At 61.3% G+C, this 18,448-nt stretch carries 17 protein-coding genes; 12 read left to right on the top strand and 5 right to left on the bottom strand.

Annotation, left to right across the window (positions count from 1 at the left end; translation table 11 throughout):
- Positions 1-125 precede the first annotated feature (125 nt).
- The 3 genes from ACSJJT_RS07125 to ACSJJT_RS07115 all read left to right on the top strand — a co-directional run bounded on the left by ACSJJT_RS07125 (position 126) and on the right by ACSJJT_RS07115 (position 2,305).
- Positions 126-1,184, top strand: coding sequence for an NAD(P)H-dependent glycerol-3-phosphate dehydrogenase (locus ACSJJT_RS07125; protein WP_435917616.1), 1,059 nt, complete (start codon positions 126-128; stop codon positions 1,182-1,184).
- Positions 1,185-1,531: 347 nt separating this feature from the next.
- Positions 1,532-1,858 carry a thioredoxin gene (trxA, locus tag ACSJJT_RS07120; RefSeq protein ID WP_004809990.1) on the top strand — a complete coding sequence of 109 codons (327 nt, stop codon included), beginning with the start codon at positions 1,532-1,534 and terminating at the stop codon, positions 1,856-1,858.
- Between the two features lie 9 nt (positions 1,859-1,867).
- Entirely contained in the window at positions 1,868-2,305 is a 438-nt protein-coding gene (locus ACSJJT_RS07115) for an OsmC family protein (RefSeq protein WP_435917615.1), read from the top strand.
- A 94-nt stretch (positions 2,306-2,399) separates the two neighbouring features.
- Here the strand turns inward: ACSJJT_RS07115 and ACSJJT_RS07110 are convergent, their stop codons facing one another.
- A complete protein-coding gene (locus ACSJJT_RS07110) occupies positions 2,400-3,329 on the bottom strand; it encodes an alpha/beta hydrolase (RefSeq protein ID WP_435917614.1) in 930 nt (309 codons plus the stop codon).
- Complete coding sequence (locus ACSJJT_RS07105; RefSeq protein ID WP_435917709.1) at positions 3,330-4,502, bottom strand: MFS transporter; 1,173 nt, start codon at positions 4,500-4,502, stop codon at positions 3,330-3,332.
- A gap of 443 nt (positions 4,503-4,945) precedes the next feature.
- Here ACSJJT_RS07105 and ACSJJT_RS07100 point away from each other — a divergent pair, with 443 nt between their 5' ends.
- Positions 4,946-5,791: a pseudouridine synthase gene (locus ACSJJT_RS07100; RefSeq protein WP_435917708.1), complete on the top strand. Its 846-nt coding sequence runs from the start codon at positions 4,946-4,948 to the stop codon at positions 5,789-5,791.
- A 196-nt stretch (positions 5,792-5,987) separates the two neighbouring features.
- Here the strand turns inward: ACSJJT_RS07100 and trxB are convergent, their stop codons facing one another.
- Positions 5,988-7,037 carry a thioredoxin-disulfide reductase gene (gene trxB, locus ACSJJT_RS07095; RefSeq protein ID WP_435917613.1) on the bottom strand — a complete coding sequence of 350 codons (1,050 nt, stop codon included), beginning with the start codon at positions 7,035-7,037 and terminating at the stop codon, positions 5,988-5,990.
- Positions 7,038-7,094: 57 nt separating this feature from the next.
- Complete coding sequence (locus ACSJJT_RS07090) at positions 7,095-8,141, bottom strand: LacI family DNA-binding transcriptional regulator (protein ID WP_435917612.1); 1,047 nt, start codon at positions 8,139-8,141, stop codon at positions 7,095-7,097.
- A gap of 161 nt (positions 8,142-8,302) precedes the next feature.
- Between ACSJJT_RS07090 and arfA the strand changes: the two genes are divergently transcribed.
- The 6 genes from arfA to ACSJJT_RS07060 all read left to right on the top strand — a co-directional run bounded on the left by arfA (position 8,303) and on the right by ACSJJT_RS07060 (position 14,763).
- Positions 8,303-9,820, top strand: coding sequence for an arabinosylfuranosidase ArfA (gene arfA, locus ACSJJT_RS07085; RefSeq protein ID WP_435917611.1), 1,518 nt, complete (start codon positions 8,303-8,305; stop codon positions 9,818-9,820).
- A gap of 56 nt (positions 9,821-9,876) precedes the next feature.
- Positions 9,877-11,205, top strand: coding sequence for an ABC transporter substrate-binding protein (locus ACSJJT_RS07080; RefSeq protein WP_435917610.1), 1,329 nt, complete (start codon positions 9,877-9,879; stop codon positions 11,203-11,205).
- Positions 11,205-12,173: a carbohydrate ABC transporter permease gene (locus tag ACSJJT_RS07075; protein WP_435917609.1), complete on the top strand. Its 969-nt coding sequence runs from the start codon at positions 11,205-11,207 to the stop codon at positions 12,171-12,173. Before ACSJJT_RS07080 ends, ACSJJT_RS07075 begins: the two co-directional genes overlap by 1 nt.
- Positions 12,170-12,379, top strand: coding sequence for an ABC transporter permease family protein (locus ACSJJT_RS07070; protein ID WP_435917608.1), 210 nt, complete (start codon positions 12,170-12,172; stop codon positions 12,377-12,379). The genes ACSJJT_RS07075 and ACSJJT_RS07070 overlap by 4 nt, the downstream gene beginning before the upstream one ends.
- 63 nt (positions 12,380-12,442) lie before the next feature.
- On the top strand, positions 12,443-13,000 hold the full coding sequence (locus ACSJJT_RS07065; protein ID WP_435917606.1) for a carbohydrate ABC transporter permease: 558 nt from the start codon (positions 12,443-12,445) through the stop codon (positions 12,998-13,000).
- Between the two features lie 359 nt (positions 13,001-13,359).
- Positions 13,360-14,763, top strand: coding sequence for a S1C family serine protease (locus ACSJJT_RS07060; protein ID WP_435917605.1), 1,404 nt, complete (start codon positions 13,360-13,362; stop codon positions 14,761-14,763).
- An 80-nt stretch (positions 14,764-14,843) separates the two neighbouring features.
- On the opposite strand, the gene ACSJJT_RS07055 is transcribed toward ACSJJT_RS07060, so the two are convergent.
- A complete protein-coding gene (locus tag ACSJJT_RS07055) occupies positions 14,844-15,791 on the bottom strand; it encodes a sugar-binding transcriptional regulator (protein ID WP_435917604.1) in 948 nt (315 codons plus the stop codon).
- 186 nt (positions 15,792-15,977) lie between these two features.
- Here ACSJJT_RS07055 and ACSJJT_RS07050 point away from each other — a divergent pair, with 186 nt between their 5' ends.
- The gene (locus ACSJJT_RS07050; RefSeq protein ID WP_435917603.1) at positions 15,978-16,766 is read left to right on the top strand and encodes an MIP/aquaporin family protein; all 789 of its coding nucleotides are present in this window, start codon (positions 15,978-15,980) and stop codon (positions 16,764-16,766) included.
- Between the two features lie 61 nt (positions 16,767-16,827).
- Complete coding sequence (gene glpK / locus ACSJJT_RS07045; RefSeq protein ID WP_435917602.1) at positions 16,828-18,351, top strand: glycerol kinase GlpK; 1,524 nt, start codon at positions 16,828-16,830, stop codon at positions 18,349-18,351.
- Positions 18,352-18,448: the final 97 nt, after the last annotated feature.

The raw sequence follows: 18,448 nt of genomic DNA, 5'->3' as shown, positions 1-18,448 counted from the left end.
CGGATCGTCATTTCTGCACGCAAGTGCAGATTGCTGACGAATGCGGTACTCGCGTGTGAGTGGCGGTTAGCGTGCATGGTGTCGGGCCCGTCGCTGGGTCATAACCCACCTTCGGAGGTACGAAGATGCTCAAGATTGCAGTGCTCGGTGCGGGCGTCATGGCCACCGCACTGACCTTCCCCGCTGTCGAGAACGGCAATGAAGTCCGTCTCATCGGCACCCACCTCGATGACGAGATCATTGATTCCATCCAGGCCACCCGGCAGCATCCTGTTCTCGAGCTCAAGGTCGACGAACGCGTCAAGGCCTACCACTTTGCTGACGCAGCCGAAGCCATCGAGGGAGCCGACATCATCATGAGCGGCGTCAACTCATTCGGCGTGGACTGGGCCGGTGAGCAGCTGGCCAAGCTGGCGAAGCCGGGCCAGACCATCCTGTGCGTCACCAAGGGTATGCAGGCTGATGAGGACGGTACCCTTCACATCCTCCCAGACGTGTTGAAGAAGCACATGGGCGACCTTGCCAACGAGGTTCACTGGGCAGCGATCGTTGGACCATCGATTGCCGGTGAGCTGGCTGTGCACCGCGACACCTGTGTGGTGTTCTGCGGCGAGGAACAGGAGGTGCTGGACAGACTTGCTGCGGCATATCGCACCAATTACTACCACGTCTGGACGTCCACCGATTTCATCGGACACGAGGTCGGCGCCTGCATGAAGAACATTTTCGCCTTTGGGGGGGGATTTGCGGCTGGCATGCTCGAGAAGGCCGGCCAGACTGACGCAAAGTACGTCATGTACGACTACACGGCGGCCCTGTTCGGTGAGGGCGCCCGCGAACTCAAACAGATGGTTTCCTTCATGGGCGGTGATCCCGAGGTGGCCACCGGTCTGGGTGGGGTTGGCGACATGTTCGTGACGACGATGGGCGGGCGCAATGTGCGCGCCGGGACCTATGTCGGGGCTGGGGTGCCGTTCTCGGAGGTCCGCAACGTCAAGATGAAGGGCATCACCCTCGAGGGGGTTGCCGCCATCGGCGTCGTCGGCGAGGCGATCGGAAGGATGACCGAGCGCGGGATCATTGCCGAGACCGATTTCCCGCTGGTGCGGGCGCTGTACGAGATCATCGCCCATGATGCGCCGCTTGACCTGCCTTGGGAGAAGTTCTTCGGTGGGGAAAGGTGATCACTGGCCCGCCTCGGTAGGGGGTGGGAACCCAGTGCGGGCGTGACGGTGCCCGAGAGCCGTGAGGCTCTGCACACCTTCCCACGGCCATGAGCACCCACCGTCACTGGTATCTGCCGTCGGCACCCACCGCAGCGGGTGCAAAAACTGCCGACTCGAGAGGGTCTTGAGCACTCTGGTGTTTCACGACCCCGCGGGTCGGTGTTTTTGTGCACCGGGACTGGATTGCTGGGTGCTTCCAGTGGTTTTGCCTGGATGGGCCGGGTAACCGCTCGGTGGTTGTGAACCGGAGGTGCCCTTCGAGCCACCACGACCTAGACTCATCTGGTCGAACTAGAAAGGCTGTCATGAACAACGTCATCGAGGTCACCGACGCGACCTTCGCCTCCGAGGTTCTCGGGGCTGCCAAGCCCGTCCTCGTCGACTACTGGGCTGACTGGTGCGCCCCCTGCAAACAGCTCTCCCCGATCATCGAGGAGCTGGCTGGGGTCTATGGCGACCGGATGGTTTTCGCCAAGGTCGACACCAACGCCAATACCCGGATTGCGGCCGAGCAGGGAATCATGTCCCTGCCCACGATTCAGGTCTGGCAGAGCGGCCAGCTCGTCAAGTCGCTGCAGGGCGGTAAGACGAAGAAGGCGCTCGTCAAGGTCATCGAAGAGTTCGTGCGCTGAGGAGGAATCATGCCGTCCGCCACCAAGAAGGTTTCCCTGGTCCGTCGTAGCGAGGGCCACTACACCGCCACCAACGCGCGTGGCGGTCAGATCCGTTTCGGCTCCGGTCAGGATGCCGAGTTCACCCCCGTTGAGTTGCTGCTGGCAGCCATCGGTGGATGCTCGTCCATCGACGTCGACACCGTGACGAGCCGTCGCGGCGGGCCGACCCAGTTCACTGTGTCCGTCATGGGCACCAAGGTGAGCGACGAGGAGGGCCGAGCATCCCTGGGGGACGTCTCGGTCGACTTCCAGCTCACCTTCCCCGACACCGACGAGGGGCGCGAGGCTGCCGGGCTGGTCAACCGCGTCGTTGCCATGTCGCGCGACAAGAACTGCACCGTCTCGCGCACGGTCGAGGCTCAGACCCCGGTGACCTTCAGCGTCGCCGGCGAACCGCTCGGCTGAGGCTTTTCTCGTAGGGGTCTTCAGGCCTCTGTCTTGGACATGACGACGGTCAGGCCCGGTGACGAAAAATCCCGGGCCCGGCCGTCGTATGTCATCAGGAGATGAGATCGCGCAGCCAGGCGACCATGGTGTCTTCAGCTTCCTTCGCCTGGGGGAAGGCGAGGGTGAAGCTCTGGGTGGCGTGTGCCATCCCCGGGACAGTCGTCAGCTGCACGGGTACACCGGCCGCTTCCAGCTTGCGCTGCCACGCGAAGGAGTCGTCGCGTAGTGGGTCCACCTCGCAGTTGAGCAAAAACGTCGGCGGAAGGCCAGTGGCATCCTCCAGGCAGATCGGGTTGCTGCACGGGTCGTCAAGGCTTGCCCCATGGGACAGGTAACGAACGTGACTGTGGTGCAGCGCGGCCGCGAGATCGGGGGCGTCGCGCTTGGCCTCCGCCATCGCCTCAGAAGTGTCTGAAAGGTCGAGAACTGGCATCTCGAGGATCTGCCCGAGAGTCTTTGGGCCGCCCTCGTCGCGGCAGGTGATTCCTGTCGCGGCCGCTAGATTTCCGCCGCCTGAGTCACCACCCACGACAATTCTGGACGCGTCGAACCCCTCGGCCTCGGCGTCTTCGGCAACCCACCGCACGACATCAACGACGTCGTGCAGATTCTCGGGGTAGTTGTGCTCGGGCAGCAATCGGTAGTCGACACTGACGACGCACATGCCGACGCGCTGGGCAATACTGGCCGTGCGGGAGAGCACGGTGCGCGGGGAGCCGTGAACGAAGGCCCCGCCATGGGCCCACACCAGGACTGGCGTGGGATCAGGGAGGCTCTCCGGCCGCTGGATCAGGACCGGGATGGGATGATCGCGGCCTGGCACCATGCGATCCTCGAGCTCGAGGGAGTCAGGGATCTCGGGTGTCAGTTTTCCCCGCAGACTTGCTGCGAAGTCATTTTGCTGCGCCCGCTGCTCGGCGAGCGTCTGTTCCTTCTGGGGCTGACGCTCCAGGATCTCTGCCAGTCGTGGATCGAGTTTCATTTACTTCACCCTTGTCACTCGTGTGATGCACAACGATCCGAGGATGACCAGGATGATCGTTGCGATGAAGAGTCCGGGGTAGCCCGTCGTCTTCACCAGGGTCGCGCCAATACCGGGGGCGAAGACGATCGGCAGGGAGTTGGCGGCGTTGAGGAAGCCCAGGTCACGAGCCGAGTCGTCGCGGTTGGGCAGAACCTCCACCATGAGTGCTCCATCGACGGCCATGTACGTACCGAAAGCGGCGCCGCCCATGGCTGCGAAAACGGTGAGAGTCCAGGGCTCGTTGACGAGGAGGAGGGGGATGACACCTGCACCTGCGACGAGCGGGGCGATCATCGTGAAGGGCTTGCGACGCTTGATCTTGTCGGACCAAGGCCCGGTGATGACGTCGAGGACGACTGCAGTGACTGCGAGCACTGCCGAGTTCATGGCAATGAGTTTTCCAGCGGCTGCCCGCGTCATTCCCATCTCGTCAGTGGCGATGTAGAGCTGGAACTGCATCACCATGAACAGGGAGATGACGAAAAGGAACCGACCAACCAGAATCCACCAGAATTGTCCGTCCGTGGGCGGCTTCATCTGGGACGCGAACTGACGCCAGGTGACCGGTGGCCGTGGGGATTGATTGCGCAGCGGGTGGGGTGGCAGAAGGATGACGACGATGACGCTCGAGATCAACAGCATCCATGCCGCGACGAGGAATCCGTGGGATGGTCGGGTGACCAGCGCTCCAGCGATGACCGCGCCAATGATCTGGGCCAGAAGATAGCCCGCGCCGCCAAAGGCGGACACCTTGCCGAGGACGGAGTCCGGCACGTAGTCCGGCGGAATGGCGTTGAAGGCGCCGAGCATGCAGTTGAGTCCGCCCTGGTAGATCATGTGCGCGATGACGAGAAGGGCGGGACTCCTGGTCAGGCCGATGGCCGCGAAGGCCAGGGTTGCGACGATTGCGCCGCCGATGATCCAGGGATTGCGCGGGCCGAACCTTGACCTCGTGCAGTCTGACAGGGTGCCCGCCGTGATCATGCAGATGACAGCTGCGATGGCTCCCGTGGTGGTGAGCAGGGCGAGGAAGTCGACCTTGTTCTCAGGCTTCACCTCGGCTGCCAGCGCCGCCAGCAATGTTCCGCAGGCTGCGCCGACGGCGGCCCAGCCCAACTGTCCGATGAACATGATTGCACCAAGACGGCCGGTACTCGCGTACTGCTCCTGTTGAGGCTGAGCAGCTTCGGTCGAGGTTGTCGTCATGGGTTCGCTCCTTTGCCGGGGAGGTGCGGGGCCGACCTCCACAAAACCCTAGTGGTACTAGGTATTGTAGGGCATGGTTACCTCCGTGGTCGACATCTGGGGTGGCTCGAGCACGTTGGAGAACCCAAATCCCGCCTCGCGCGCGGTTGAAGCACTGCCTTGAGCTGTGAGCCCGCGAGACGGGGTTCTTGTGAACCGGAACTGGAGGAGTGGTGGGCCGCGTCGGCGACCCGTAGGCTGACACGGTGCCCCGATCGCCTCTTCCACAACGTCACGGCCTGGAATCGGCATGGGTCCACACTCCCGATCACGGGGAGTGCCGCAGGTTGGCGAGCGCACGAGGGAGCGACGGCTGGCCCTGGCCAACGATGCGTGACTATCTGGTTGAAAAACTCGTCAAAGTGGGCGAGCAGCGGGTTGACGAGATGCTCGACGGCGAGAGGTTCGTCGACGAATCCGGAGGTGCGTTCACGAGGAGCTCCCCGTTCGCTCCGCAGACATTTGTTTTCTTCCACCGCGATCTTCCCGAGGAGGCCCCTGTCCCGGCGGGTATCGGGATCCTGTACGCCGACGATCGGATTCTGGTCGTCGACAAACCGCACTTCCTGTCGTCAATTCCGCGAGGTCAGCACGTTCTCGAGTCGGTGGTTGTCCGGCTGCGGACCCAGCTGGGGTTGCCAGAACTGACCGTGGCTCATCGCCTCGACCGGGTCACTGCTGGAGTCCTGCTGCTGACCAGGGAGAGGCAGTGGCGTCGGCCCTACCAGGAGATGTTCGAGCGCCGGGAGGTGTTCAAAAAGTACCGGTTGGTTGCCCCCGTGGTGCGCCACCGTGCTGGGGACGTGGTCGTGGTGACGAAACACCGCTGGCAGGTGAGGTCGAGAATCATCAAGGAGCGGGGCATCCTGCAAGCTCGTGAGATCCCGGGGGAGCCGAATGCCGTGACTGACGTCACTTTGCTGGACCAGCATGATGGGCTGGGTCTCTACGAGGCCAGACCGAGGACAGGTCGCACCCACCAGATTCGTCTCCACATGCAGAGGCTGGGCGCTCCCATCGTCAATGACCCCTTTTACCCGGTACTTCTGGACACCCCTGTCGACGACTTCAGCCATCCGCTGCAGTTGCAGGCCTGGCAGATGGGATTCACCGACCCCATCTCCGGGGAGCCAAAGGTCTTCACATCAAGGTTGGGGTTGGCCGCCTGGCGATGAGCGGCGTGAGTCTGCCCAAGGATGAGATGACGAAAACTGTCATCGCGCCGGGGTCCGGTTCACAGGAGTGCTTCATGCCCGTGCTGAGGCGTTATTTTTCGACACCCGGGCACGCGCCGGCATTCACCCCGGAGCAGTAGTTCGCCGCATCGCCTCGTACCTTCACGAAGTGATGCGGCGACAACAGTCGAGAGACTCAGCGTCCCAGCTCGGCGAGGAACCTCTCCGCATCGAGGGCCGCACGACATCCGGACCCGGCCGCAGTGATGGCCTGCTGGTAATGGGAGTCGACCAGGTCACCGCAGGCGAAAACCCCCGGCAGATTGGTGCGGGTGGACGGCTCGGCGCACACGACGTACCCGGCGTCGTCGAGGTCGACCTGGCCGCGGACCAACTCGGAGCGCGGGTCGTGTCCGATCGCCTCGAAGACTCCCGCCACCTCGAGCTGACGCTTCTCACCGGTCTTGGTGTCACGCAGGGTCACCGACTCCAGCTTGGACTCGCCCTGCATGGAGACGATCTCGCTGTTCCAGGCGAAGGTGATTTTGGGGTCGGCCTTGGCACGGTCGGCCATAATCTGGGAGGCGCGCAGCGCGTCACGACGGTGAACGAGGGTCACAGAGTTGGCGAAGCGGGTGAGGAAGGTGGCCTCCTCGACAGCGGAGTCGCCTCCGCCGACGACAGCGATGTCCTTGCCGGTGAAGAAGAACCCGTCACAGGTGGCGCACCAGGACACGCCTCGACCTGACAGACGGGCCTCGTCCTCGAGCCCGAGCTTGCGGTAGGCCGATCCTGTGGCGAGGATGACGACGCGAGCCTGGTGAGTCGTTCCGTTGGTGTCGATGACCTTCTTGATCTCACCGGTGAGGTCGACCTCGGTGACGTCGTCAGCGACGAGCTCGGCCCCGAATCGCTCGGCCTGGGCTCGCATCCGAGCCATGAGGTCGGGGCCCATGATGCCCTCGGAGAAGCCCGGGTAGTTCTCGACCTCGGTGGTTTGCATGAGGGCGCCACCGGCATCCATGGACCCTTCGAGGACAAGGGGCTTCAGCCCCGCGCGCGCGGTGTAGACGGCCGCGGTGTACCCGGCCGGGCCGGAACCGACGATGATGACCTCACGGGGGTCGTCGCCTTGGGTGTCGGTGTCGACCTTCTCGGTGGAGGGCTGGACGGTGTCGGTCTGCGAGGAATCGGACAGCGAGATGTTGCCGAGGATGGTGTTGGACACAAAGGGCTGAGTGGTCATGGCGTCTCCTGGTCGGTTGGCTGGTTCAAGGATCAACCTATCCAGCGCACAAAGGATTCAGGGCATTCCCGGAGGGGCTGAGGGGCGTACGGTAGGCCCTCCGGTGCTCTCACGAATGATGAGGTGCCAGGGTACAGGGACGTCGGTTCCGGGCTGGTGCGCGTCACTGGTGGATTGACCGATACGTCGGGTGAGGATCGTCAGGGTCTTGTCAGCGAGCGCGTTCAGGTCAGGAGCGATGGTGGTCAGGGTCGGGGTTGAGTAGGCGCCCTCTTCAGTGTTGTCGAATCCCGCGATTGCAATGTCTTGGGGGACTCGCACCCCCGCTTCGTGGCAGGCGCGAACCGCACCGATAGCCATTGTGTCGTTGAAGCAGAAGACGGCGTCAGGCTTCTCCGGGAGGCCGAGTAGGCGGTTCATGGCATCAAACCCAGCTGATCGCGAGTACGTGGGTACGCCCACGACGAGGTCGTCGTCGAAGGGAAGGGCTGCTGTTTCGAGCGCCTGACGATATCCGGTGAGCCGCGTCGATGCAGTGCCCTGATTTGGGACATGACCTATGGCGGCGATTCGTTGGCGTCCAACTTCAATGAGATGCGCGGTCATCCGGCGTGCAGCGTCGACAGATCTCACTGCGACATGGTCATGATCGGGCGGAGTTGCCCGCTCACCGAGTAACACCATGGGGACACTGGTGGGATGGTCGGAAATCTCCTCCGAGGTCAGGGACAGGGGTGAGAAGACAACTCCATCAACGACACCCCGGCCGAACCGAGTGAGTACTCGACTTTCCATGACGGGATCCGCGCCAGTCAGTTCCATCAGAGCGACGAGGCCCTCCTCCTTGGCCCGCTCTGAAATACGAGAGGCGAGCTCTGCGAAGTAGGGGGTCTCAATTTCTGGGAGGGCCAGAGCGATGAATCCAGTTCGTCCGGCTTTCAATTGGCGCGCTGCACGATTGGGTTGGTAGCCGAGTTCCTTGATGGCCTGCTCGACCCGAGCCCGAGTGCCGGGGCGGACGTGGGGGCTCTCGTGTACAACGTTGGAAACAGTCTTGACGGACACTCCTGCAGCTTCGGCGACATCCACGAGACGCGCTGTCATAGTCATGATTTTAGATCCTCATGATGATTCGAGCAATGCCACCGGACTGGCAGTGCAGGCGTGTACCTTGCATGTTCCGTTACATCGTTGTAAGAATGGATTACAACGTTGTACAGGAGCTACGGAGACGGCACCGACGTCGTCGCATAGAGGAGACATCCATGAGGACAACGACTGTCCACGTCCATCCCGCCTATCAGGTGGGAGAAGTAAACCGGAGGATCTTCGGCAGTTTCGTCGAGCACATGGGTCGCTGTGTCTACACCGGCATCTTTGAACCGAATCATGCCGATGCTGATTCCCGCGGATTTCGGCGTGACGTGGCAGCACTCGTCAAGGAACTAGGAATTACAGTTCTGCGCTATCCCGGCGGAAATTTCGTCTCGAACTACCGTTGGGAGGATGGCGTCGGACCGCTCGAGGAGCGACCGAGGAACCTTGATTTTGCGTGGCGGTCGGTTGAACCCAACACTGTTGGGGCCAATGAGTTTCTCGCATGGTGTCGACGCATGGGTATTGAGCCGATGCTCGCAGTCAATCTTGGGACACGTGGGCTCAACGAGGCCATGGAATTCCTCCAGTACGTGAACGGAGATACCGACACCCGTCTTCCCCAGTTGCGTAGGAGCCATGGGTGGGAAGATCCGTGGAACGTCGAGACCTGGTGTCTGGGAAACGAGATGGACGGACCTTGGCAGATGGGCCACAAGACGCCCGACGAATATGCCCGGACGGTGACCGAGGTGGCCAATGCCTTCCACCGCTTCGACGACAAGCTGTCCCTCATTGCGTGCGGTTCGTCATCGCGGTCTATGCCGACGTTCGGACGCTGGGAGCGCGTCGCCGTCGATGCAGCGTTCGACAACCTCGACATGGTGTCAGCCCACGCCTACTACGAGCCCATGGATGATGATGTCGCCTCCTTCGCCTGCTGCGCAGAGGACATGGAGAGGTACATCCGTGATGTCGTCGCCACCCTCGACCACGTCGCGGCCATGCATCACAGCGACCGTCGACTCAAGATCTCCTTCGACGAGTGGAATGTCTGGTATCAGAGCCGGTTTGGTGGGGAGAATTCTATCGGCATGGAGCATGCGCCACACCTCATCGAGGACACTTACTCGGTCTTGGACGCGATGGTCGTGGGCTCCCTCCTCATTACCCTGCTACGTCATACGGACAGGATTGGTGTCGCATGTCAGGCGCAGCTTGTCAATGTCATCGCTCCGATTCGTACTGAAGAGGGTGGTCGCGCCTGGCGGCAGACGATCTTCCACCCATTCGCGTTGATGTCACGACACGCTCGCGGGGTGGTTCTTGATACTCGCTGCGAGGGACCGGCAATCTCCACACAACGGTGGGGAGGGGCCGATCAGGTGTGGACCGTGGCGACGTGGGATGCCGAGAACCATGATCTCGTGGTCTTCCTCGTAAACCGTGACCTTCACGAGAGAGCTCGGGTGCGGATCGATCTGCGGGCCTTCGGCGACTGCAAGGTTGTCGAGTGCCTCGCTCTCGACGATGAGGACATTGCAGCTGTCAACACTGCAGACCGACCAAACCGCGTTGAACCGCGCAACGCTACCTGCGACATCACGTCAGGAATTCTCACTTTCGATGCCAATCCGGCGAGCTGGAATTGCCTGCGGCTGAAGACCTCGTCCAATGAGGACAACTGATTTTCGGAATGGGTGGATCGATGTCGATCTGACCAACAGGAAAGGAAGAACACAGCATGATTGAAAATCTGACACGACGGGGTTTCCTCTCTGGCGCGGTGGTGGCCGGTGCGGTAGTCGGCCTGACTGGTTGCGGTGGCGGTAAGTCTGCCGGTGGCACGACGAGCGACCAGGTATCGGGCAATGGCGGAAAGACCTACGACGGTCCCAAGGTTGAGCTCACCTTCTGGAATGGCTTCACTGGTGGTGACGGCACCTTCATGAAGGAACTCGTCAACAGATTCAACTCCAGCCACGACAACATCAAGGTCACCATGCAGTCCATGCAGTGGGCCGACCTTTACAAGAAACTTCCGACCGCTGTCACAGCGGGCAAGGCCCCTGACGTGGCTGTCATCCACCTTGACTCGGTGGCGACCATGGCGGCCCGAAAGTCCATCCAACCTCTCGACGACGTGGCCAAGGCACTTGATCTGAAAGGCTCCGACTTTGCGAAGGTGCCGTGGGCAGCTGGAATCTATCGCGATGTGCGGTACTCGATTCCGCTCGACGTCCATCCCATGGGCCTGTTCTTCAACAAGACCGTCATGGACAAGGCTGGGCTGGATCCCAACAAGCCGCCGCAGACCCAGGACGATTACATGTCTGCGTTGGAGACACTCAAGTCCAAAGGGGTTGCTGGGCACTGGGCATCGCCGTTCCAGTTCACCGGAGGAATGAGCGTCTTCAGCTTGGTGTCCCAGTTCGGTGGAGGACTCTTCTCGGAGGATGCCTCCCATGCGACGTGGCACGAAGAGCCGGGTATCAAGGCCATGACGTGGTGGATGGATTTGGTCAAGAAGGGGTATTCCCCAGCCAAGGTTGCCCAGGATGCGGACTTCGTCGCCCTTCAGAACGGGAAGACCGCTTTCAACTGGAATGGCATCTGGTCGCTTAACACCTTGGCTGAGAACAAGGCTCTGGAGTGGGGGGTCGCCCCGTTGCCACAGATCGGTGCGCGTGAGGCCGCCTGGGCCAACTCTCACCAGTTTACGATCCCGACACAGCGCAATGGGAACTCAAACCGTGCGGATGCTGCCAAGGTGTTCGTCAACTGGGTTTCCCAGCAGTCGCTGGAGTGGGCCAAGGGCGGCCAGATCCCGGCACGTAACTCGGTCCGCGAAAGTGATGGTTTCGCCAAGCTGACTGGCCAGTCAACCTTGGCCAAGCAGATCAACGATGTGGTGTTTCCCCCAACCGTCCCTGGCATCAGTGATGTCATCGGTGAGTTCTATCGCGCTGTCAACGAAATCATGCTTGGTGGCAAGGCAATTGAGTCGACGTTGAAGGAATCCGCCAGCAGAGCCGACAAGATTCTCGAGGAGAACCGAAAGAAGTATCAGTGATGTCGGTCTCAAGGGAAGGAACTACAAGGAGGAAACGTAAGAGCGTCGAGGGCTCTGCGGGTGTTGCGTTAGTCTTCCTCGCTCCCTACCTCGTCGTGTTCACGGTCTTCGTCGCCGTTCCTGCAGTGTACGGCATCTGGATCAGTTTGCATGACTGGGACTTCACCCTCCCGGCGCGTCCTTGGGTGGGGTTGCAGAACTATGCGGACCTGTTTGACCCACAATCGGTGCAGTACGAGCAGTTCTGGCGAGGCATGGCGAACACCGGTATCTTCACGGTGGCGAGTGTGCCTTTCCTTGTAAGCCTTCCGTTGGGGCTCGCAATCCTGCTGAACATGAAGTTCCCGGGGCGGACGTTCTTCCGGGCAGTGTTTTTCGCTCCCTACGTGCTCGGCGTCGCTGTCATCGGTGTCATGTGGAGATACCTGCTGGACGGCAACTTCGGTCTGGTGAACGCCATCTTCCACACAAACATCCAGTGGACCACCTCCCAACCCTGGGCCTGGATTGGTCTGGTCGGTGTCACGGTCTGGTGGACGATCGGGTTCAACGCAGTGATCTACATGGCCGGCCTGGCCAATATCCCTCAGGAACAGTATGAAGCTGCGGCCATCGACGGTGCTGGACGGTGGCAGCAGTTCAAGTACGTGACCATGCCAGGGCTGCGTCCCGTGTTGATCTTCGTCCTTGTCACAACGGTGTTGGCCAGTGCCAACATGTTCGGCCAGTCTTACACCATCACCCAGGGTGGCCCGGCTGAGTCGACACGGACCGCGATCATGGTCATCACCGACCTGGGGTTCAGCCAGAACCGTGCCGGTCAGGCCGCCGCTGAGAGCTACATCCTTGCAGCCATCCTCGTGGTGATCTCAATCACACAGTACTACGCCACACGCGATCACAAAGAGGCGAAGGACCGACGCCGGTTCCGTCATGCTGCCCGGTCCAGGAAGGGCGAACCGTCATGAGGAAAACATGGAGAAATCCGCTGTTCTGGGTGATGATGGTCATTCTTGCCGTCATCTTCCTCGGGCCTCTCGTGGTCATGATCCTCACCTCGTTCAAGACGAACATCGAGGCAAAGCAAGTTCCGGCCACATTCTTTCCGCGCACCTGGACGTTGCGTGCCTACCGGCAGTTGTTGTTCGTAGATGATGCGAGTCCGGTTCTTTGATGGGTACTGAACTCATGTGCGGCTGCGACGGCCAATTCGGTACTGACCTGCTTGTTTGCCGCGATGGCTGCCTACGCCTTTGCCCGGCTGCGGTTGCCCGGGAAGAACGTCCTGTTCGTAATCGTCCTGTCGACGATGTTCGTGCCAGGGTTCATCTTCCTCATGCCGAACTTCGAGTTGATGTCAAGGCTTCAGTGGTTGGACTCGCTTCCCGCGATCATCTTCCCGGGAACCGCAGGAGCCTTCGGAGTGTTCTTCCTCAGACAATTCTTCGTGGCGCTGCCGAAGGAGTTCGAGGAGAGCGCGAGGATCGACGGAGCTGGACCGTTCAGGACCTTCTTCACGATCGTGCTTCCCAACGTCAAGGGAGCCTTGGCGACTCTGCTTGTGCTGTCTTTCCTGGGTAACTGGAATGACTTCGTCTGGCCAATTTATGTGTTGTTCAGCGACACGAGTCTCACGCTTCCAGTCGGTCTGACCCGCCTGCAAGGAAGTTACACAATTGACTACCCGGTCATCATGGCTGGTGCGACGATGGCAGCCGTTCCGGTCCTCATCATTTACGTAGTCTTGCAGCGGTACATCATCGAAGGCGTTGCCAGTTCCGGCCTCAAGGGGTGAGGAAATGATGGCGAAGCGGCGTTTCGCAGCGCTTGTGCGGGGGTTCTGTCTGATCGTGGCGGGTTGTGAGCCAGTAACCGGTCGAAACTGACCTCTCATGCGACTCCGGGATTGCTGCCGGTCAGATCGTCAACCCAGTGTCGCGCAGCTTTGTCGGCACCCGGGCCGATCCGTCAGTCATCAGAGGTGTGGACGGCGGGCTCCCTGACTGGGGACTGACGCGATCTACGTGGCGCCTGACCACGGTCGGATCCGATTTGTTGGAGGGTGGGACTGTGGCCTTGAACTTTCTCCGCTGACGGCAAAACGCTGCTGGACAGGGCATCGACCACTTGGAGCGGTCGTGAACACTTGGAGCCATGAGTGAGTCGACGAATGGTCCCCGTGAGCCGCGTGAACCCAATCCCTCCCAGCATGGCGGGGAGGGGGGTTACCCCGCTTGCCCTGACGACAATCACCAGAGCTCGGCGCAGGATTCATATTGGTCGCGCAGTAACGATTCCTGGGCGACCCAGGGGAATCCGTCAACTACCCAACGCCCTGCGTGGGAGGTGTCTGAGCAGCCGGCCTCGAGTGCGAGTGACAAAACTCCCGACCCATCGAAGGGCTCGTCGCGATCGGGCCGTAAGGGCTTTCGTGGCGGGACCGTTGTCCTGGTCGCCGTAGTGGCGGCAGCTGTTGGTGGCGTTTCCGGGGGTTTTGTCGATCACTCCCTGACAAGGAACGACGCTTCAGCTGTGACGTCGAGCTCGGCGTCACCCAGCAGCGTCACCAAGGTGGTTCAGGGTTCGTCCTCCGCCCCGGACTGGACCGCCACCGCCTCCGCCGTGTCGAATTCGGTGGTCGCCATTACCGTGAGAACGGGTCATGGTGGAGGCGAGGGATCGGGAGTCGTCGTCGATACGAGTGGCAACATCGTCACCAACAATCACGTCGTTGCCGACGCCGCTTCGGGCGGCGAGCTGACGGTTTCCATGGGTAACAAGACCTATGAGGCCAAGGTTGTCGGTACGGATCCATCGACGGACCTTGCCGTCATCCGAGTGACGAACCCGCCGAAGTCCATGAAGCCGATCAGCTTTGCTGATTCCAGCAAGTTGACCGTCGGGTCCCCGGTGATGGCCGTCGGCAATCCGCTCGGCCTGTCAGGTTCGGTGACGACCGGAATCATCAGCGCCCTCAATCGCCCGGTCGCCACCACGAATCGCAGTAATTCAGGGGATTTACTGAGCTCGCGGGATTCGTCGTCGGGTGTGGTCGTCACGAATGCCATACAGACCAGTGCAGCCATCAATCCGGGAAACTCAGGTGGTGCTCTTGTCAATTCCGACGGTGAACTCATCGGGATTAATTCGTCGATTGCCAGCCTCTCGTCAAGCCGATCTGAGTCGTCGGGAAATATCGGAATCGGCTTTGCCATCCCGTCGAATCTTGTCAAATCTATTGCTGATCAGATCATTGCCACCGGAAAGGCAACTCACGCCTTCCTCGGAATGTCGGTGCGTGACGCTGCTGCAAGCAAGGATGGCGTCCAAATCCTCGGGGCCGGGATCGCCGCGGTCTCGCCGAATTCGCCCGCTGGCAAGAGCGGTCTGCAGCGCAGTGACGTCATCACGAAGATTGACGACACCGATATCGCCTCCGGGGAGTCACTGGTCGGACTCGTGAGGTCGTTCAAGCCTGGCCAGAAAGTCAAGATCAGCTACATCCGCGGGTCGCATCAGGCCACCGCAAACGTTACCTTGGGGACGGCGAAGTCCTGACACCACGTGTCACATGGCAGGAAAGAGTCCCGCAGCTGCAGTAGCTGCGGGACTCTTGTGACGGGCACGGGACTGGCGAGTCACATCAGATCGAGGACCGCACGAGCAGTTGCATCGTCGACGACGAGGTCCGTCGCCACCCTGGCGCGCAGCGCTGCCAACAGTCCGACAGCTTTGGCGCGGCCAGCGACGACACAGAGCCGCCGCGGTACGCGTTGCAACTGGAAGGGGGCCAGTCCGGTCGCTCTCTTGTTGAACTCGACGTCATAGGCGCCGTCGGCCTTGAGGAAGACGGTGTTGACGTCACCAACAACTCCAGCACGCACCAAACTTGCCTTTTCCTCATCGGTCACATAACCCGAGGAATAGACGTGAGAGGGGACCGGGCTGTTGAGGGCTCCAACGCCGAAAACGGTGAAGTCGAGCTCACGGTGTGCCTTGAGTACAGCCTGAACTGATCGCTCTTGCCACATCGCAGCTTTCGTTGATGCATTGTCGAAGAATGCTGGCACTGGGAAGTGAATGACTTCGCCGCCGAATGCGGAAGCCATTCTGGAAAGAATGGATCCAACGTAAGGGATCCCCGAACTTGCTGGGTTGGCCGACCCATTCATCTGGACGACGCGCACCCCTTTGACGTCCTTGGGGACGACGTAATGGGTGACGGCGTCGAGGGTTGTCCCCCAAGCGACTCCGACCGCGGAATTGTCCTCGACCATGTCCGTGACCATCTGCCCAGCGATCCTGGCGACCTGGTCAAGACGGTGAATCTCGGTGGTTCCTGATTTCACTGGTACGACAGTGGTGTTGACCCCGAACATCCTCGTCAGGGTGGAATCCAGGCCACTGCGTAATCCAGCCGGCTCTGACAAGGTGATACGCACGACCCCGGATTGACGTGCCTGTTTGAGAAGGCGAGACACGGTCGAGCGGGATGTGCCGAGATGGCTGGCGATGGCATCCATTGTCTCACCCTGCATGTAATACATGGACGCTGCTGTCCACACATCATTGGACAATTTGTTCATGCCTCCCCCCTTGCCATGCACATAAGTGCAGAATCGCGATTCTTCGGCGCCGTTGATGTTTGACTGAGCCACGTCCAGCCCCCACAGGGTCGGGACGACGGTCCCCGTTTGCTGAATCCTACGGGATTGACCGCCACCGGCGAGTAAATCGGTGTCAATGGATGACACCACGACGAAGGAGTCCTCATGCTTCTCGAAACCGCGGTGCCCGCCGCGACGATCTTCGGATCTGAGTTCTTGGGCACCATGATCCTCATTGTGCTGGGTTGTGGCGTCGTCGCCAACAACCTCCTTCCCAAGTGTAAGGGTCACGCCAATGCCCCCGGTTCCCTCCAGATCAACTGGGGATGGGGCTTCGGCGTGATGTTCGGTGTTTACGCCGCCTACAAGACCGGTGGTCACCTCAACCCTGCCGTGACCGTGGGCCTGGCCCTGGCCGGCAAGGACCTGGCGGTCGGTATCCCGGCCACCCCCGCCAACATCATCCTCTACATCCTCGGCCAGTTCGCCGGTGCCTTCGTCGGTGCCATCCTCTGCTGGCTGGCTTACAAGCAGCACTACGACGAGGACTGCGACCCGGCCCTCAAGCTCGGTACCTTTGCCACCGCCCCTGAGATTCGCAACCCGCTGTGGAACACCATCACTGAGATCATCGGCACCTGGGTCCTGGTCCTGTGGGTCATCATCTCCAACTACACCGCCGCTGCCTCGGTCGACCTGAAGACCGGCGTATTCTCCGGCACGGCCATCGGTCCGCTGGCCGTGGCCCTGCTCATCGTCTCGATCGGCGCCTCCCTTGGTGGCCCCACCGGTTACGCCATCAACCCGGCTCGTGACCTCTCCCCACGTATCGCCCACGCCGTCCTCCCCATTAAGGGCAAGGGCGGGTCGGACTGGGGCTACTCCTGGGTCCCGGTCGTCGGCCCGATGATCGGTGCTGTCCTGGCCTCCGTCACCTACCTCATCTTCTGGTGAGTCCGGGCCCCGGCCCGTCCACATTGATTCAACGTCATAGTCGACACTGAAAGGCATCATCATGAGCGACGAGAAGTTTGTACTTGCCATCGACGAGGGCACCACCTCGACCCGGGCCATCGTCTTCAACCACTCGGGCCAGATCGTGGCCGTCGGCCAGCAGGAATTCGAGCAGATCTTCCCGCGTGCCGGATGGGTTGAGCACGACCCGATCGAGATCTGGGAAGCTGTTCGCGATGTCGTCGGACTCGCGCTGACCAAGGCCAACATCAACCGCCACCAGCTGGCTGCCGTTGGAATCACCAACCAGCGCGAGACCGCCGTGGTGTGGGACAAGAACACCGGCGACCCGATCTATAACGCCATTGTGTGGCAGGACACCCGTACCCAGAAGATCTGTGACGAACTGGCTGGCGACGAGGGTGCTGACCGCTTCAAGCACATCTGTGGCCTGGGTCTCGCCTCGTACTTCTCTGGCCCGAAGGTCAAGTGGATCCTCGACAACGTCGAGGGTGCTCGTGAGAAGGCTGAGGCTGGCGACCTGTACTTCGGCAACATGGACACCTGGGTGCTGTGGAACCTGACCGGAGGCACCGACGGCGGCGTGCACGTCACCGATCCGACCAACGCTTCCCGCACCATGCTCATGAATGTCAAGACCCTCGAGTGGGACGACTCGATGTGCGAGGTCATGGGCATTCCGAAGTCGATGCTCCCCGAGATCAAGTCCTCCTCCGAGGTCTACGGCTACGGCCGCAAGAACGGCCTGCTGATCGACACCCCGATCGCTGGCATTCTCGGCGACCAGCAGGCTGCCACCTTCGGCCAGGCCTGCTTCGAGAAGGGCATGGCGAAGAACACCTACGGCACCGGCTGCTTCATGCTGATGAACACTGGCGAAGAGGCCATCTTCTCCGAGAACGGCTTGCTGACCACCGTCTGCTACAAGATCGGCGACCATGCCACCGTTTACGCCCTTGAGGGCTCGATCGCCGTTGCTGGATCCCTGGTCCAGTGGCTGCGTGACAACGTCAAGATGATCGAGACCGCCCCGGAGATCGAGGCTCTCGCCAACACCGTCGAGGACAACGGCGGCGCTTACTTCGTGCCGGCCTTCTCCGGCCTGTTCGCCCCGTACTGGCGTCCGGACGCCCGTGGCGCCCTCGTCGGCCTGACCCGTTACGTCAACCGTGGACACGTCGCCCGCGCCGTACTCGAGTCAACCGCCTACCAGACCCGTGAGGTCCTCGAGGCCATGAACGCCGACTCCGGTGTGCCGCTCACGGAGCTGCGCGTCGACGGTGGCATGACTGCAAACGAGACCCTCATGCAGTTCCAGGCCGACCAGGTCAACGTTCCGGTGGTTCGCCCGGTGGTTGCTGAGACCACCGCTCTGGGTGCCGCCTACGCCGCTGGCATCGCCGTCGGCTTCTGGGAAGGCGAGAAGGACGTCACCGCTAACTGGGCCGAGGACAAGCGTTGGGAGCCCAAGATGGACGAGGACGAGCGTGAGCGTCTGTTCCGCAACTGGAAGAAGGCCGTCACCAAGACCTTCGACTGGATGGACGACGACGTCAAGGAGTGATTCTGAGTTGATCCTGATGGACTGATGACACTTGGTGCCCCGTGCTTGCGAGCACGGGGCACCACTGCGTTTGGGGCCCTCGCCTTCGTGGATGGTC

The sequence above is a fragment of the Cutibacterium nasicola genome (assembly GCF_051303185.1).
GTDB lineage: Bacteria > Actinomycetota > Actinomycetes > Propionibacteriales > Propionibacteriaceae > Cutibacterium.
This window is presented reverse-complemented; position numbering and strand designations above follow the sequence as displayed.